The organism is Mucilaginibacter sp. P4_C11 (assembly GCF_056402115.1).
Genome location: NZ_JBFUIA010000009.1, coordinates 132,939 through 151,571 on the forward strand (window position 1 = coordinate 132,939; position 18,633 = coordinate 151,571).

Annotated in this window: 9 protein-coding genes; all 9 read left to right on the forward strand. The window is 43.5% G+C overall.

Annotation, left to right across the window (positions count from 1 at the left end; translation table 11 throughout):
* Positions 1-115 precede the first annotated feature (115 nt).
* The 9 genes from AC1DU2_RS10610 (at position 116) to AC1DU2_RS10650 (ending at position 18,412) form a co-directional block, all read left to right on the forward strand.
* Positions 116-1,117: a FecR family protein gene (locus tag AC1DU2_RS10610; protein ID WP_477384223.1), complete on the forward strand. Its 1,002-nt coding sequence runs from the start codon at positions 116-118 to the stop codon at positions 1,115-1,117.
* Between the two features lie 256 nt (positions 1,118-1,373).
* Positions 1,374-4,643, forward strand: coding sequence for a SusC/RagA family TonB-linked outer membrane protein (locus AC1DU2_RS10615; RefSeq protein ID WP_477384225.1), 3,270 nt, complete (start codon positions 1,374-1,376; stop codon positions 4,641-4,643).
* Between the two features lie 20 nt (positions 4,644-4,663).
* Positions 4,664-6,256: a RagB/SusD family nutrient uptake outer membrane protein gene (locus tag AC1DU2_RS10620; RefSeq protein WP_477353783.1), complete on the forward strand. Its 1,593-nt coding sequence runs from the start codon at positions 4,664-4,666 to the stop codon at positions 6,254-6,256.
* A 482-nt stretch (positions 6,257-6,738) separates the two neighbouring features.
* Entirely contained in the window at positions 6,739-8,958 is a 2,220-nt protein-coding gene (locus AC1DU2_RS10625; protein ID WP_477384227.1) for an alpha-N-acetylglucosaminidase, read from the forward strand.
* A gap of 18 nt (positions 8,959-8,976) precedes the next feature.
* Positions 8,977-10,176 carry an acyltransferase family protein gene (locus tag AC1DU2_RS10630; protein WP_477384229.1) on the forward strand — a complete coding sequence of 400 codons (1,200 nt, stop codon included), beginning with the start codon at positions 8,977-8,979 and terminating at the stop codon, positions 10,174-10,176.
* A gap of 128 nt (positions 10,177-10,304) precedes the next feature.
* Positions 10,305-12,590 carry a GH92 family glycosyl hydrolase gene (locus tag AC1DU2_RS10635; RefSeq protein WP_477384231.1) on the forward strand — a complete coding sequence of 762 codons (2,286 nt, stop codon included), beginning with the start codon at positions 10,305-10,307 and terminating at the stop codon, positions 12,588-12,590.
* A 990-nt stretch (positions 12,591-13,580) separates the two neighbouring features.
* A complete protein-coding gene (locus AC1DU2_RS10640; RefSeq protein ID WP_477384233.1) occupies positions 13,581-16,235 on the forward strand; it encodes a family 78 glycoside hydrolase catalytic domain in 2,655 nt (884 codons plus the stop codon).
* A 245-nt stretch (positions 16,236-16,480) separates the two neighbouring features.
* Positions 16,481-17,083, forward strand: a complete 603-nt coding sequence (locus AC1DU2_RS10645) for an RNA polymerase sigma factor (protein WP_477384235.1) — start codon at positions 16,481-16,483, stop codon at positions 17,081-17,083.
* Positions 17,084-17,170: 87 nt separating this feature from the next.
* Positions 17,171-18,412, forward strand: a complete 1,242-nt coding sequence (locus AC1DU2_RS10650; protein WP_477384237.1) for a FecR family protein — start codon at positions 17,171-17,173, stop codon at positions 18,410-18,412.
* The last annotated feature ends 221 nt before the right edge of the window (positions 18,413-18,633 follow it).

Here is an 18,633-nt window from a genome sequence, read left to right on the forward strand (position 1 = left end):
CCGGGCATTTTAAGCTTTAAAATACCCGTTTGTAATTTTTGATTTTTATTTGAAAATAATTACAAAACCATCCCCCCGTTTTAAACCTCCCGGCGTATTTATATAAAAATTGCTCGTGGAAACCATAGTTCAACGTTTAGAAAGGCTTTATAAAACTGATACCCTGACTCAGGACGACAAGCGCTGGCTTGCCGAATACCTGAAGGGAGATATCTCGGAGTTATACCTTATAGCGCTTGATGGTTTCAGTAAAGATGTGTTGGAAAAAAAACTCGTCCTTACCGATCAAGCATCCAGCGAAATACTCAAAAATATTCATCAACGTATAATTAAGCCTCCTGAACAGGAGTTTCCCACGAGACGGTTGTGGGTAAAAATGGCAATCGCGGCATCTTTTGCCACTGTTTTTTGTACAGCCTACGTATTCAGAAAACAACTGGATAATTGGATAGATCCTGTTAAGTACCAGGAAACAGTAGCGCTAAACGGCGAAATAAAACTAATAAGCTTGTCTGACGGCACCACCATATGCCTTAACTCGGGCAGCCGGTTAAACTATCCTGATAAGTTCAAACAAAATACAAGGGAAGTTACCCTTACCGGCGAAGCTTTTTTTAAAGTAGCGCATAACAGCGCTAAGCCGTTTGTCATCCATTCGGGTAAAATTACAACCACAGTTTTAGGTACCAGCTTTAATGTTAAAGCCTATAACGAAGATAAAGCCATTAAAGTAACCGTGGTAACCGGTAAGGTGGGGATATTGAACACAAAAGTAAAACAGCCCGCCGTTTTGCTTACACCCAATATGCAGCTGGTATATTCCAAAACTGACGAAACACTGGTTGCAAAAAAAATTGACGATGCCCTATCGGTCATTAGCTGGCAGGAGGGTAAGTTGCAATATCATAATACACCATTGTCTGATGTGCTGGCCGATGTTCAGCGCAAATATAACGTGGTGATTAAGGCCGATAAAAATCTGCTCAACTGCACGTTGTATGCCGATTTTAACAACATGCCACTGCAAAAAGTATTAAAGCTGATAGAAGCCCTTATAAACGCCCACTTTAAAAAGGAGGGCAGCGCCTATACCTTAAAAGGCAAGGGCTGTAATTAATATACCAATTATATAAAAACAAATAATGTTTGACCTAATTAAGACGCTATGAATTAAAAAACAGGGAAAGAGAAAAATGATCCTCCAAAATGGCCGGGCCAGTTTTGGAGGAATAAAATGCCAAAGATTTATTAATGGAGCATGCAGGAGGCCTCAAGAACCATAGCACGTTCCAGCTTGACCTATAACACTTTAATATAGCAAAAATATGAAAAAAACCATACCCGAAAGATTCTTTCGAGCCATAACACTCGTTATGAAAATTAATGCGATTATTTTATTAGTTGTCTGCTCACTATCGTCCATTGCCATGGCCGATAACTCATACGGACAAAGCGTGCTGGAAAAGCCAGTGACCCTTAAGTTGAAAAAAATGCCACTTTCTGATGCGCTTGAACGCATTTCGGCAAACACAGGTGTACGGATAATGTATACCGGGAATAATATTGAAAGTGATGTTAAAGTAACCCTGAGGGCGCGAAACGAGAAACTGCAAGCCGTTTTAAAAAAGGTTTTGCTTGACAATCAGTTTACCTACACCGAGGTTGAAGGCAGCTTATTGGTTAAGCCTGCGCCAAAGCCACCGGTTGAGAAAAAAGTGGAGCTTCCCCCGCCTACCATCATTACCGGTACCGTTGTAGACGATAAAGGTTTACCCCTGATAGGTGTTTCTGTTAAAATTGCAGGCCTTGCAACAGGAGCTGTTACCGATTTAGAGGGTAAGTTTAGGGTACAGGTAGCCAATGAAAACGCGGTATTGGTATTCTCCTATATCGGTTTTGATACGCAACGAATAACCGTTGGCACACAAACCGTTATAAAGGTTACGTTGGTGCCTTCGGCCAATTCATTATCTACAGTGGTTGTTGTAGGGTACGGTACCACAACCAAAAAGGAGCTAACCAGCGCCATTGCTACGGTTAAGGCCGAGCAATTTAACGCAGGTGTGGTATCAAGCCCTGCCGATTTGCTGGAAGGTAAAGTAGCAGGTTTAAATATTACCAATGATGGTAACCCCAATGGAAAAGCTTCTGTTACACTTCGTGGGCCATCATCAATAAGAACAGGCGACGCCTCGGTACCATTTTACGTGATAGACGGTGTACCCGGAGCCGATTTTAACTTGCTTGCTCCATCGGATATTGCCTCTATTGATGTGCTAAAGGATGCCTCTGCTGCTGCAATTTACGGAACAAGGGCTACCAATGGTGTAATTATAGTAACTACCAAAAAAGCCAAAGCGGGCCAGATGAGGATGACTTACAATGGTTACGGCGCATTTGAAAAAGTATCTAACCAGTTTGATGTAGCCAGTGCCGATCAGCTTAGGGCCTATGTAAAAGCTAACGGACAAAGTTTTACCCCGGCAAATGATAATGGTGGAAATACCGACTGGCAAAAAGCGGTTGAACGCAACACTGGTTTTTCGCAAAACCATAACCTGTCTTTTGGCGGCGGTACCGATAAAACTACTTATAACGGAAGCTTAAATTATCTTGACAACCAGGGTATTGTAAAAAGCAGCGGTTTAAAGCGTGTTATAGGCAGGCTTAATATTACGCAAAAAGCGCTGAATGATAAATTGAAATTGGATTTTTCGCTAAGCAACGCGGTTACCAACTCAAACCTGTTGGTTAATGATATTCCGTTGTCGACTGCTAATGGCCAAAGCCCCGGATTGTTTAAATCAATAGTTCAGTATTTGCCTACCCGTACCATTTATAATGCTGATGGTACATTTTATAACGACCCAACTTTAAAACTGGGTTATAACCCGGTCGGGCTTATCACCAATGATACCTACAAACAAAAAGTGAGCTTGTTGTTGGGTAATGTGCGCGGTGAGTTGATATTACCTGCCGGCCTGCTTTACAATTTTAATTTAGCTTACCAGGAAACAAATACCGATAACAATACCTATTACAATTCGGCATCGGAGCTTGCTCCCGGCCTTAACGGTAAAGCTATCCGGTCGACTTATACAGATACCAAAAAGCTGTTTGAAAACTATTTAACTTACTCACATAACTGGAATGAAAAGCACACCTTCAAAGCGTTGTTTGGTTATTCAATAGATCAAACCACAAAGGGTGACGGTTTCCAGTCAACTAATCAAAACTTCATTTCTGATGCTACCGGCTACAGTAACCTGGCCTTAGGTACGCCTGCCGCCGGTTACCGGGTTGATTACGGCAGTGTTAACCATGAAACTTTACGCCTGATATCATTTTACTCCCGCTTAAATTACAGTTACCTGGGTAAATACCTTTTGCAGGCATCATTACGCCGTGACGGATCAAACGCTTTTGGTACCAACAACCGCTGGGGATATTTCCCTGCTGCATCGGCCGCATGGCGTGTAATTGACGAGGGTTTCATGAAATCGCAATCGCTGTTTGATGATTTAAAACTGAGGGTTGGATATGGTAAAACAGGTAATTCATTAGGCTTCTCGCCCTATACACCAATAACGCTTTACGGTACCACAGGTAGTTTTTATTACAACGGTGCATACATAGGTGCTATAGGTGTTATACAAAACCCAAATCCCGATTTGAAGTGGGAAAGTACAGCCACGCTTAACGGTGGTATCGATTTCTCTATACTAAAAGGAAGGTTGGGTGGCTCGGTTGATATCTACAATAAAAAAACAACCGACATGATCACTACCGTTCCGGTATCACTGATCAATAACTTCGTATCCACCAAGGTAGAAAACGTAGGCAGCATGTCTAACAAAGGTGTCGAGATTGCCCTTAACGGTACACCTGTCAAATCAAAAGATTTTACCTGGAGCAGCTACGGCAACATTTCATTCAATAAAAATAAGATTACCTCACTGGCGCCAAATCTTTCTAAAATATATGTGGGTGATCCTGAAGGACCCGGACAAAGCGGTATCAAGGTATCTATTATTGAAGCCGGCTATCCGCTTGGCGAGTTTTATACGCTGAAATACCTTGGCCGTACCAACGGCGTATCCACATTTTTAGGTGCCAACGGTCAGTCAACCACCACACCTACAAGTGCCGATCAAACTTATGCGGGTAATGCACAGCCAACCTATACATTTGGTTTGGGTAACGATTTTACTTATAAAAACTTCAGCCTTAATTTCTTTTTCAGAGGTCAGGGGGGTAACAAAATCATGAATGCATCTTTGGCCAGCTTTAACCAGCCAACCCAGGCTTCGGCACATGGTGTACCTACCTTAACATTAAGCGAGCCTGGTACCGATGTTAACGCCAACTTGTATTCAACACGTTATCTTGAAAGCGGCGCGTTTATCAGGTTAAGTAATGCAACACTTGCTTACAAATTTAATGTTGCAGGTAATTATGTACATGGCATCCGTTTGTATGTTACTGGTACCAACTTATTTATTATCACCAAATACAAAGGGGTTGATCCCGAGTTGAATTTGAACATCGATAACCAGGCAAGCGGCCAGTTTATTGGTGTTGATAGTAATAATTTCTATCCAAAAACAAGGAGCTTCCTTGCAGGTATACAAGTTGATTTATAATAACCATTAACCTAACTGACATGAATAATTTAAAAAGATATATAAAACCTGGCCTTATTGCCATGGTTGTGGGCGCTATTTACCTTTCGGGTTGTACAAAATTAGATATTACGCCTAAATCAGCACTTACCCCATCTATTTTCCCAACTACCCCGGCGCAGTATGTAGCAGCCACCGGGCCTATTTATACCTCGTTTCGCGGGGCGCCGGGCAGGCAGTACTGGTTATTGCAAAATTTAAGTACCGATGAAAACGTGCTGGTAGCGCGTGGCGGTAACTGGCTTGATGGGGGTACCTATTCAACCGTGAACCTGCATACGGTAACACCTGATAACGGCATGACAGAAACCTGCTGGCAGTGGGGTTACGGAACCATAAGTTTATGTAACCAGGTCTTGTCATTGTTTGACGCTACCCCGGCAAGTGATGCTAAAAAGCAAACCGTTGCCGAAATTAAAACCATGCGGGCCTTGTCATACTTTTACCTGATGGATCTGTTTGGCAATGTGCCTATCAGCAAAAAGTTTGGCGATACCACCAACCTTGGCACCCAGCCAAGGGCAACTGTGTTTGCTTTTATCGAAAGCGAATTGCTGGCGCAAATTCCTGATTTGAGTGCTACATCGGGCGTAACTACTTATGGCAGGCCAACCAAAGGGTTAGCTTATGCCATACTTGCAAAAATGTACCTTAATGCGCAATACTATATTGGCACGGCAAGGTACCAGGATGCGGTTACCATGTGCGATAACATTATAAAAGGCGGCCAGTATTCTTTAGATGCCGATTACCTGGGGATGTTTAAACCTAACAACGGTCCGCAAATTAAAGATTTTATTTTTGCCGTTCCTTATGATGGTGTTCAGGCGCAGGGGCAGTATTATTCCCGCTGGACGCTTAACCCTAATTTGAAAAGTAAATATAAAATGCCTTATACACCAGATGGGCCTGTATATACTTACAAAGAGTATTATGCCTTATTTAACGACGCCAATGACATCCGCAAAAAACAATACCTGGTAGGCAAGCAATATAACAATGATGGCACGCCTATAAATATTACAACCACCAACATTGGGCTTGATGCAAGTTATAGTGGCCCTAATCCTAATGCTACTGTTGTACACCAGCTGGAGTTTACGCCTGATATTGTTTGGAAAAATAATGCAACCTTTGATATTGGTAATGATGAGCTCGCCAACGAAGAAGGATACAGGAACAACAAATTTTATCCGGACAGCTTAAATACAGATCGTAACCAGGGTAATGATGTGCCGATGTTCAGGTATGCCGATGTGTTGCTGGAGAAAGCCGAAGCCATTTTAAGAGGTGCAACTGCAACCAACGGCGATTCGCCTTTATCCTTGGTTAACCAGGTAAGGGCACGTGCAAAAGCTACCGCATTGGCAGCTGTTACCCTACAGGATATTTTAGATGAACGCGGCCGCGAACTGGCGATGGAAATGTGGCGCCGTAATGACGTTATCCGTTTTGGTCAGTTTGAGAAGCCATGGGGCATCAAAACAGATGCAAATCCCGCAAAACGCATTTTCCCAATACCAAGACCCGAAATGCAGTTGAATCCAAAACTGGTACAAAATCCAGGTTATTAACCAATATTGTTTAACAAATACAGGCCGCACACCGGCCTGTATTTGTTTTTTACCGTCTTTTGTTTTTAATATAATTGTTCTATCAGACTGTTAACAATAAAAGAAAAAGACCATGATTGAGTGTTAAAGCCTGGCGAAACGCCGAGGCGGGATGTCGTATATCGCGTGGCGGCGACAACTCACCCCGGCTACGCTGCGCTGGCCGACCCTCTCTCCGGCTAAAGCCGCAAAGAGGGTTTTAGGGATTTTTGATTTACATAGCATTGATTATAAATTAACTACTAACGCGAAACCCTCTATGCGGCGCAGCCGGAGAGAGGGTGGTCGGGCGTAGCCTCGACCGGGTGAGTCGTAGCCGGCGTTCGGGCAAATGTTTATGACATAAATTTCAATAACTCGTAAGTAGGTAAAAGCAATAACGTAAATTAAAAGTTAAAACCCTCTTTAACATTTCTATCTTATCAAATTTAAATAGGTTCTATATGTTGTTAAGCAAATTTTTTTCAGTACGTTTTTTTGCCCTGCTCGTTATTTTGATTTTTATCCGTGGAGGCGCAAATGCCCAGGTTAACAAGAATGCATCATACGCATTAATTGGCCGCGTAATACCAAAGGCAGCAGCACATTTTAAGGTAGAAGAAATCCCGGCGATAAATGGCAAAGATGCGTTTGAAATAGAAAGCGTTAACAACAAAATTGTATTAAGGGGTAATAATGGTGTCGCAGTAGCATCCGCATTATACTATTACCTAACCGAATACTGCCACTGCCAGGTAACCTGGAATGGCACCAATTTAAACCTGCCTGCAAAATTACCCGCGGTAACCACTAAAATTCATAAAAACACACCCTACCAATACCGGTACTACTTAAACTATTGCACGTACAACTATAGTATGAGCTGGTGGGACTGGAAACGATGGGAAAAAGAAATTGACTGGATGGCCCTGCACGGCGTTGATATGCCGCTTGCATTAACCGGCCAGGAGTATACCTGGTATGAAGTTTATAAGGATATGGGTTTTACAGATAATGATTTGAAATCGTTTTTTTGCGGCCCCGCTTATTTTTCATGGTTTTGGATGGGCAACCTGGATGGCTGGGGCGGCCCGCTGCCCGTTAGCTGGATGAACAGCCACCGCGATTTGCAAAAAAAAATACTACAGCGCGAAAGGGCATTGGGTATGAAACCCGTTTTACAATCATTTACCGGCCATGTACCCGCCGCGTTTACAACACGCTTCCCTAATTCAAAGTTAAAAAAAACCAACTGGAACAATGGTTTTGGCGATACCTATATATTGGATACCCACGACCCAATGTTTGACTTAATTGGGCGTAAGTTTTTAGAAACCCAAACCCGTTTATACGGTACCGATCATCTATACTCGGCCGATACCTTTAATGAAAATGAACCGCCAACTGATGATCCTGCCTATTTATCGGCACTAAGTTCAAGAGTTTACCAGGCCATGAGCAGCGCCGACCCGAAAGCCGTATGGGTGATGCAGGGCTGGCTTTTTTACAGCGACCGCAAATTCTGGAAAACGCCGCAAATAAAAGCTTTATTGGAGGCCGTGCCCAACGATCACATGATTATGCTTGATTTGGCAACAGAAATTGAACCCGTTTGGAAACGCACAGAAGCGTATTACGGCAAACCCTGGATATGGAACATGCTGCACAATTTTGGCGGCAATATCGGTATGTTTGGCCGGATTGAAGGCGTAGCGACTGGCCCTGCGCTGGCCCTTAAAGATACTGCATCGGGCAAGCTGGCAGGTATTGGCCTTACCATGGAAGGCATTGAGCAAAACCCGGTGTTGTATGAACTAATGACAAGTAATACCTGGCAAAGCGAGCCTATTAACCTGGATAACTGGCTTCGGTCGTACATTTTAAACCGCTATGGTAGCGTGAACCAGCATACAATCAAAGCATGGCAGGTATTAAAAGAAACAGTTTATAACGGTAAAGATATCCGTGATGCTTCGGAGTCAATTATAACCGGCAGGCCAACGTTTGATTCGGCCGCGGTGTGGACAAGGACTAAATTAAATTATCAGCGTAAAGATTTATTGCCCGCCTGGGACGAACTGATGAAGGCCATCCCCGCATGCAGCAAGAGTGATGGCTTTCAATATGACCTGGTTGATTTATCGAGACAGGTATTGGCAAACTATGCCAGGCCATTGCAGCAAAAATGGGTAAAGGCTTACGATGATAAAAACTTAGCAGACTTTGATAAATACAGCGTTCAGTATCTTCAATTGATTGGCGATATGGATGCGCTTTTGGCAACACGTAAAGATTTTTTATTGGGCCCATGGCTTGCCGATGCCCGTAAATGTGGAACAACGCCAACCGAAAAGGCAATTTATGAACGAAATGCCCGAAACCTGGTTACGCTTTGGGGCGATGAAAAAAGCCCGCTTCATGAATACTCCTGCCGCCAGTGGAGCGGTTTGCTCAACAATTTTTATAAAGTACGGTGGCAAAAGTTTTTTGCAGAGGCCCAGGCCGCGTTGAAAGCCGCCAGGCCAATGGATGCCGCCGCATTTGATAAAAATATAAGCGCCTGGGAGTGGAACTGGGTAAACACACAAAAGCTATACCCGGTAACCACCAAAGGCAATAGCATATTGCTGGCCCAGCAACTGTATAAAAAATATCGCACTAAAATAGGGGCAGACTTAAAATAACATTAATATTTAAGGCATATGGCCAATGCACCAATTATAACTGATCCTTTTATAAATACCGGCAACGGTAAAAATACGCCTGTAAAGTTACCACGCCTACTATCGTTAGATGCGCTGCGTGGCTTTGATATGTTTTGGATAATGAGTGGCGAAGGGGTGGTACATGCCCTGGCCAAAGCAACCAACTGGCCGGTTTTATTGTGGATGTCGGGCCAGTTGCACCATACTGATTGGAATGGGATTACATTTTATGATATGATCTTTCCGCTGTTTTTGTTTATAGCCGGTGTGTCTATGCCCTACTCTATGCATAATAAAATGGTAAAGGCGGGGGTAAATGATGCGCAGCTTTTACCCAAAGCCGATAAGCGGAGCATCTATTTATCCATGATTCGCCGTACCCTTATCCTGCTTTTTTTGGGGATGATTGTTAACGGTCTTTTCAAGTGGAACGGCTACGAGCAAACTCGCTTTGCAAGCGTGTTAGGGCGCATCGGCCTGGCCTGGTTTTTTGCAGGCCTCATTTATTTGAATTTTAATACCCGGCAGCAACTTACCTGGTTTGCTGTATTGCTAATAGGTTACTGGGCAGCCATGATGCTTATCCCGGTGCCGGGTTATGGCGCAGGGGTTTTAACCATGAATGGCAGCCTGGAATCATATATCGACAGGCTGTTGCTTCCGGGCAGGCTGCATGATAAAGTGCATGATCCCGAAGGTGTGTTATCAACCACCCCGGCAATTGGTACAGCCATGCTGGGCATCTTTACCGGTCAGTTTTTAAAATACCAATCGGCAAAATGGCCCATGTGGAAAAAGGGTGTGGCATTGTTTGTGGCCGGAGTAATTCTAATTGCCATTGGCTCCGTATGGAATTTAACTTTCCCTATCAATAAACGCCTTTGGACAAGTTCTTTCGTTTTGTTTGTAGGTGGATGGAGCCTGGTTTTCCTGTCTGTATTTTACCTGGTTATTGACGTGGCGGGTTATCGTAAATGGGCTTTCCCTTTTGTGCTTATCGGGGTAAATTCAATCCTTATTTACCTGGCATCCGAAGGTATGATCGATTTTCAGCATACCGCCCATTACTTTTTTGGCGGGCTGATCCAGTACGTATCGCCGCTATGGCAAGCGGTTTGGCAGGCCATAAGCATAGTGATTGTGCAGCTTGCTTTGCTTTATTTTTTATATCGAAACAAAATATTTTTGAAAATATAGTCGTGTGCGTTGCAGAAGCTCAGTGTTAAGTTAATATAGTACTAAGTCTTAAATCAAAAGTTATATTTTATTCTTTTTTGACTTAGGACTTTCGGCTAAAGACTATTACACGATTAACATTACATTGTATGATATCTTATAAAGGGCTACGTTTATTTTTTACTTTATTGCTATTGGTAGGCTCAACATCCGCATTTGCGCAGGATGTTGTTAAATATGTACAGCCATTGGCAGGTACCGCTGTTGCCACAACTGCGTCGGCAGTAAAACACGGTTCGGGCTATGCCGCATCGCAAGCCAATACTATCCCTGCTGTAACCACGCCATTCGCCATGACTCAGTGGACGCCGGAAACCCAGGCAACAGAAAATAAGTGCGTACCACCGTACCTTTATAAAGATAGCCTGTTTTACGGTCTGCGCGGCTCGCATTGGTTAAGTGGTTCATGTACGCAGGATTATGGCAGCTTTACCGTTATGCCCATAACCGGGAAGTTAAAAACCAACAATTACCAAACCTCATTTAAACACGCCGACGAGTTGTTAACCCCTTATTTATACAAGGTTAATTTAGCCGAATATAGCGTACATGCCGCCGTAACCGCCACCCCACGCTGTGGCATAATGCAGTTTACCATGGATAAGGCCGATAGCCTTTATTTAATGGTTACCCCCAACAGCGACAGGCACGAAGGTTATATACAGGTGGATGCCCAACGAGGGGAAATATACGGTTACAACCCGGCGCATCGCATTTACCAGGGATGGGGCAAAAGCGCCGGTTTTAATGGCTTCTTTGTAATCCGTTTTGAAAAACAGGCCGATCGCACGGGGACTTTTACCGATGGGCAAATTTTATCGGCCACAAGCCTGAAAAACATGCCTGGCTTAGGCGCATTTGCTGGTTTTAAAATGAACAAGGGCGAAAAGCTGGTGATTCGTATAGGTACATCATTTACCAGCCTGGATGGCGCCCGTAAAAATTTACAGGTTGAAATGCCCGGCTTTGATTTTGATAAAGCGGTTGTAACCTGTAAGGCAGTTTGGGAAAAAGCCTTAAGTCAAATTAGCGTTGCTACCGATAACCTGAGGGATAAAAATATTTTTTATACGGCCTATTACCATACCATGCAGCAACCCCGCCTGTTTAGCGATGTGGATGGCAAGTACCCGATGTTTGCAACAGGTTATAAAAATGCAAAGCTGGCAAAGGGTAATTATTACGATGATTTTTCGATGTGGGATATTTACCGGGCCGAAATTCCTTTGTATGAAATACTGAAACCTGCTTTTGTAAATGACCTGGTACGGTCGCTGATCATTAAAGGCAGGCAAGGGGGCTGGATGCCTATATTCCCCTGCTGGAACAATTATACATCAGAAATGATAGGCGACCATACGGCTTCGGTAATTAGCTCGGCCTATCTTAAAGGCATCCGGGATTATGATGTAAACGAAGCTTATGGCTTATTGCGGCACAACGCTTTTGATATACCGGCCAATAAAGCTGATTATGTGGAAGGCAAAGGCCGCCGGGCCCTGGATAGTTATTTACAATATCACTACATACCGCTGGAAGATAGCGTACCCGATGCCTTCCATAAAAAAGAGCAGGTTAGCCGTACGATGGAGTATGCTTATGACGATTATGCCCTATCGCAATTTGCGAAACAAATAAATAAAACAGCAGATTATAAATTGCTGATACAACGTGCGGGCTATTATAAAAATGTATTTGACCCGGCAACAGGCATGGTACGTGGCCGTTACGCCAATGGCAATTGGATAACTGATTACAACCCCGATAAAAAAGAAAGCTATATTACCGAGGGTACGCCCCGCCAATACACATTTTATGCTCCGCAGGATATTCCGGGCCTCGCAAAACTAATGGGCGGGCCAGCCAAACTGGAATCGGCATTAGATAGCTTGTTTTTGAAAAAAGAATACTGGCACGGCAATGAGCCGGGGCACCAGATTCCGTTTATGTACAATTATACTGCAGCGCCCTGGAAAACCCAGCAGCAGGTTCGCGAAATACTTGCAACGGAGTATAGCGATGGTCCGGGCGGCCTTGGCGGTAATGATGATGCCGGGCAAATGTCGGCCTGGTATATGTTTGCATCTTTGGGTTTTTACCCGGTAAACCCGGTATCGGGCCAATTTGTATTATGTTCGCCAATTTTTGATAAAGTAATATTGAAGCTGCCCAACGGGAAAAGCACAACCATAACCTGCCACAAAAAAAGTAAAAATTCAGCATACATCTACCAGGTTAAGCGGAACGGGAAGCTGAGCCTTCGTAATTATATCAGCTACCAGGAGATCATGAACGGTGGCAGCCTGGAATTTTTTATGCAGGATACACCGGATGCTAAATGGGCAACCCAAGCCCAATATCAACCTGGCCGGTAAAACTCAATAAGGGGGTAAGGATTATTGTGCCTATTTAAGCCGCAGCTTAAATAGGGTTTGGTTTAATGCCGCCAAGCTGAATTATGCAACAACTTTATTCTTTAATGAAAAGGGCTCTATGATGCTTTGTATGGTTGTTCGATTTCAATTAGCTTTTACATAACTGTTCCTAAGGGCCATAGGCCCGACACATATTGTAGCCACGGGTTTCAACCCGTGGATGAGTGCCTAAAGGGCATCAAAAGTGCCATCGGCACGGCCCATATTTGGGGATAAATCCAGGTATTTTCAATTTTGCTCAAACAATATATACGCATTGCTCATATGGGTCGAACCTACGGCTCTCAATCGTTTTCTTCGTTTCTTTCCCCGGGTTAAAACCCGGGGCTACAAGATTGGCCGAGGCTACGCCTCTGATTCGTGTAGAACAAGCCCGGATGTGTCCACAAAATATATCTTTAGAACTTAATCAGTAACCGCATCTGTGTTACCTATACAATCCGAAATAAAATAATTAAACGGGCAAATTTCAACCCAAAATTTGCCCCTTTTATTGGTGGGATACCCAATTTTTGAATTGCTCTGAAATATACTCCCTGTCGTACCGTCTCGAAAAAGCATCATAATTGAACAGCGAATTGCTTTATAATGGCTCCATGTCTTGCAGACAGAAGGGGACGGTTATCATATCTGCTTAAATTAATTTTGATTAACCATTTATAATCTATCGAATTGCCGGGTTGGCAACCAATGATAAAATATTGTTGAATACGTATTGTTTCGAGTGATTGTAATTGTTTTGGCTTTTAACAACCGGTTATGCCCTTTGTGGTGTGTTTAACCAACAAAGCCTGTTATAACCCATTTGTTTCTGAAGGATAAAGATGAAGTTGGAAAACAAACTATACCAGCATGGCCGCTAACCGGGCTATCCCGGTCTTTGATGGTCAACTTTATATAACCTTTGATAGTAAAAACATTAACCTATATATGAGAATAATCCTTGCCACGACCTGTTTTTTATTAGTATGCAAAATTGGTACAGCACAGGTAACCGCCACCAATCTGTTAACCGAAGATCAGAAAAATCCTATCAGCATTGATGCCCGTAGCCCACGGTTTAGCTGGCAGCTGGCTGCAAATGGCAGCAAGGCCAACAGCCAGGCCGCTTACGAGGTTCAGGTAGATGCTATTGATGCGGAAGGTGGCAAGCCCGTTAGTTTATGGTCAACCGGTAAGGTGTTATCAAGCCAAACGTTGTACGTGCCATACGGAGGCAAAACGTTGCAATCGGGACATAGTTATTCATGGAAGGTAAGGACCTGGGACATCAGCGGCAAACAATCCGCCTGGAGCGAACCTGCCCTGTGGACGATGGGGCTATTATCACCAACCGACTGGCAGGCAAAATGGATAGGCCAATCAACACCAGATGCGGTGAATGGCCCTGTTCCGTTATTAAGGGCCGGTTTTTCGTTAAACAAACAGATTAGCAAGGCAACAGCCTACATCACATCCCATGGCTTTTACGAGGCTCAGATCAATGGCAAAAAGGTGGGTGATGCCTACCTAACCCCTGGGTGGACAAGCTATAACAAAAGGCTGCAATACCAGGCTTATGATGTTAAAGATCTTTTAAAATCGGGTGATAACGCTATTGGAGTGGCGCTTGGCAGTGGCTGGTACCGCAGCCCGCTGGGCCCGTACAATCCACGGCCGGATTTTTACGGGAAAACCCTTGCGCTTTTGCTGCAAATTAAAATAGTTTACACCGATGGCACCGAAAAACTAATTGTATCCGACGAAAGCTGGAAGTCATCTACCGGCGCCCTCCGCTTTGCCGAAATTTATGATGGATGTATCCTGGATACCCGGCTTGCCCGGCAGGGTTGGTCGGAGGCCGGTTTTAACGACCGCGACTGGCAGGGCGTAAAAGTACAGACCCTGGATAAAAATAACCTGGTTGCCACCATCAATGAACCGGTAAGGCAGCATGAAACATTCAAACCTGTTAAAATTATCACTACTCCCCGCGGCGAAAAAGTGATCGACTTTGGTCAAAACCTGGTAGGTTGGGTAAAAGTTACCGTTCAGGGTCATGCCGGCGATTCCATTATGATATCGCACGCCGAGGTATTAGATAAGGCCGGTAATTTTTACACCGAAAACCTGCGTGCCGCCAAAGCCCGGAATATTTACATTTTAAAAGATAACAGCAAACAAACTTTCGAGCCGCAGTTTACCTGGCAGGGTTTCAGATATATTAAGGTAGCAGGTATTAAAGGCGAATTAAACCCGGCCGATTTTACCGGGATAGCCTTATATTCAGATATGAAGGTGACCGGTAGTTTTGCATGCTCAAACCCATCGCTTAACCAATTGCAACACAATATTCAATGGGGGCAAAGGGGCAATTTTTTAGATGTGCCTACTGATTGCCCGCAACGCGATGAACGGCTGGGCTGGACGGGTGATGCGCAGGTTTTTTCGCGCACGGCATCGTACAACATGAACGTGCACAACTTTTTTACCAAGTGGCTTAAAGATGTGGCTGCCGACCAGTACCCCAGCGGAAGTATCCCCTATATCATCCCCGATGTTTTTACTAACGGCAACAATGAAGTTGGCGGTAGTACCGGCTGGGGCGATGTATCAACCATTGTACCGTGGACAGTGTACTCGGCTTATGGCGATAAACAGGTTCTGGAAAATCAGTACGCGAGTATGAAAGCCTGGGTTAAGTTCATTGAAAAGCAAACCAAAAACGACCTTTGGGTTACCGGCAATCATTTTGGCGATTGGCTGTTTTACAGCGTGAACAACGACAGGGACGGTACATCTGCCATCACCAATAAATATTTAATAGCCCAATGTTTCTATGCCCACTCAACACAGATATTACTTAACAGCGCCAAAATCCTGAACAAAAAGGCCGACGAGCAGTATTATACACAATTATTACAAAGGATAAAAAATGCCTTTGTAAAGGAATACGTTACGCCGAATGGGTTGATATCATCTGATACACAAACAGCCTATGTGTTGGCGCTTGAGTTTGACATGCTGCCTGTAGCCCTAAGGCAACAAGCTGCCGAACGGCTGGTTAAAAATATAAAGCAGTATGATTACCACCTTACAACGGGCTTTTTAGGTACCCCGTACCTTTGCGATGCCCTCAGCAAGTTTGGCCATGCCGATGTGGCTTACAGGTTATTGTTACAGGATACCTATCCATCCTGGTTATACCCCATAAAGGCAGGCGCCACAACCATTTGGGAAAGATGGGATGGCATCAGGACCGATGGCAGCTTCGAGGAATCGTCTATGAACTCCTACAACCATTACGCTTATGGCGCCATTGGCGATTGGATGTATCAAAACATAGCCGGCATACAGGCAGGAGAGGCCGGTTATAAAAAAATAATTATTAAGCCGGCTATAGGCGGAGGCCTAACCTGGGCCGAGGGCAGTTATGATTGCCCGTACGGCCACATCAGCAGTAAGTGGAAAATAGAAGGCGGCAAGCTTGATATGACGGTTACCATCCCACAAAACACAACTGCCGATATTTTTGTGCCCGATGCGTTGGGTAAAACCTATCAAAAAGTTTCGGTTAAGGGCGGCGATTATCATTTTCAACGATAACCGGATTTTAGCTATCCTGTCAAAAGAAGATTTGGTGGCATTTAAGTTTGAAATTAATAGATATTTCGCGACAAGTAGCGTATCACCTAACCCTATAAATGAGTTACAGACGACAATGACAGATAGGGATGGTTTTAATATTTATGTTATGCATTATTGTGTAACCAATAAAAACCATTCCAAATTTTAAACGGATAACGGGTGTAACCAAACCTTGCTTTGCAACTTTAAATGAAAAAAACACTATGAGTTCTTCTCTTGGCCAAACGGATAAAGAGCTTACTGCACTACTCAAAAGTGGGAGTGTTTTGGCATTTACCCAGTTGTATCATAAATATAGCCCTAAGATGTACGTCAACATGTTTAAGATGGTGAAGGACAAGGAGGTTGTAGAAGAGATGATCCAGGTTTTATTTTCACGGATCTGGCATCAGCGCGAAACTATTACTTATGAGCGCGATTTTTCGGGTTATTTATATAGGGCAGGCTCGCATTTGGTGTGTGATTTTTATAGAAAGCTGGAAAGCGACCGGAAAATGACGGCCCACTTTAAATCGACTATTACCGAGCATTATTCGCACATAGAAGAAAAAATATTTTTTAAAGAAAGCGAAAATCTGCTGCTACAGGCTTTGGCAGAACTTTCGCCACAACAGCGGCAGGTTTACCAGCTTTGTAAGCTTGATGGATTTAGCTATAAAGAAACTGCCACAAAACTTGGCATATCTCCCCATACCGTAAAGGAATATCTATCTAAAGCAAAAAACGTTGTAAAATCTTACATGGTCAAAAACATGGAAATTGTTACCTTTTTGATGTGTTGTTTTTACATAGTTTTGTCCAATTAATTGGTGCGCAGTTTTTTAATTCGATTGATTGAGCCCCCCATATTTATTTTAATTACGTCTTTAGTAAAATAGTATAACTGCTGATAGATGAACTACAGGGAATTATCACTTCTGTTTGAAAAACTGGTAAAAAATGAATGCACTGAAAAGGAAGCAGATTTGCTGTTAAAGTTGCTGTCAGACAGATCTTACGACGGCATGTTCCGCCAGTTGGCAGAAGAGCAATTGCAGCAAACAGAGCAGGGTGTAAACCCAAACGAGGTGTCTGAAGAATCGCTGAACCTTAAATTGGAGGCGATTTTAAATTCTGGTTTGCCAGCAAAAAAAATCAACAAAAAAAATGTCCGCCATTTATATAAATGGTATGCTGCTGCTACCATGCTGTTGTTTTTGGCTATTGGCGCCTATGTTTTCAAAAAAAATAAACCGGCAAATTTGGTGGCGAATAACCACCCGCAAAAAATTACGTTTGGCGGCAATAAGGCCGTTTTAACTTTAAGCAACGGTCAAAAAATTAACTTACAGGATGCGGCTAATGGCGCTATAGCTGCCCAATCGAATTTCACTATTACAAAAACAAAGGAAGGGTTGGTGGTTTACCAGGCCAATGCTTCCGGCGAAGGAGGCAGTGCCGCATCTGCAGCGCCTTTATATAACACGATTACAACACCCGATGGCGGCCAATACGAGGTTGTGCTTCCCGATGGGTCAAAGGTGTGGTTAAATGCTGCATCGTCCATAAAATTCCCGGCGCAGTTTGCGGCAGATAAACGTTTGGTTGAGTTAACCGGCGAAGCATATTTTGAGGTGACGAAAGTTTTTATTCCTCTAAAAAAGGCAAATAAGTTTGAAAAGATGCCCTTTGTTGTTTTGAGCGGCCGCCAACAAATAGAGGTGTTAGGTACCAGGTTCAACGTAAATGATTACCGGGAAGAGAGCAGTGTGAAAACAACCTTGCTTGAAGGATCGGTAAAAGTGAATACGCTTAGCGATGACGGCCAGCAAACATCCCCCTCATCAGCAATGCTCAGGCCGGGGCAACAGGCAAACCTGGATCGTGGTAACATAAAGGTTAGTGCGGCTGATACCGCTTCGGCAACTGCGTGGAAAAACGGCTTTTTTCAATTTGACAACGAAGATATTTATGTGGTGATGCGAAAAATTGCCAGGTGGTATAACATTGATGTGGATTACCGTGGAGACATGCGCGGTAAGGTCTTTTCAGGCGTGATATCAAAATATAGCAACGTAACCGAAGTACTGAAGATGCTGCAGTTAACCGGCAGTGTTTCGTTTGCCATAAAGGAGCGAAAGATTACCGTATTTTAACATTTTTCACCAATCATTTGCCGACGGCCTTAAATATTAACTATGGCAGCTATAGTTGCTGACCACCATTTTTTTAGGAAATAGTTTCTTTAATCCCAATCTACCTGGTCCGAATTATTACTTCGATGATCTTATATTACTATGCTTATACTCTATTTATAAGGTTCTGGTTAATATTTAGTGTGCTACTTTATTAATAATAAATTGATCCCCCCCCTTTT

What these genes read in the sequence shown, in the direction of transcription:
- AC1DU2_RS10615 (WP_477384225.1), top strand. Translation starts at nt 1,374, where the DNA reads ATGAAAATTAATGCGATTATTTTATTAGTTGTCTGCTCACTATCGTCC.
- AC1DU2_RS10620 (WP_477353783.1), top strand. Translation starts at nt 4,664, where the DNA reads ATGAATAATTTAAAAAGATATATAAAACCTGGCCTTATTGCCATGGTT.
- AC1DU2_RS10625 (WP_477384227.1), top strand. Translation starts at nt 6,739, where the DNA reads ATGTTGTTAAGCAAATTTTTTTCAGTACGTTTTTTTGCCCTGCTCGTT.
- AC1DU2_RS10630 (WP_477384229.1), top strand. Translation starts at nt 8,977, where the DNA reads ATGGCCAATGCACCAATTATAACTGATCCTTTTATAAATACCGGCAAC.
- AC1DU2_RS10635 (WP_477384231.1), top strand. Translation starts at nt 10,305, where the DNA reads ATGATATCTTATAAAGGGCTACGTTTATTTTTTACTTTATTGCTATTG.
- AC1DU2_RS10640 (WP_477384233.1), top strand. Translation starts at nt 13,581, where the DNA reads ATGAGAATAATCCTTGCCACGACCTGTTTTTTATTAGTATGCAAAATT.
- AC1DU2_RS10645 (WP_477384235.1), top strand. Translation starts at nt 16,481, where the DNA reads ATGAGTTCTTCTCTTGGCCAAACGGATAAAGAGCTTACTGCACTACTC.
- AC1DU2_RS10650 (WP_477384237.1), top strand. Translation starts at nt 17,171, where the DNA reads ATGAACTACAGGGAATTATCACTTCTGTTTGAAAAACTGGTAAAAAAT.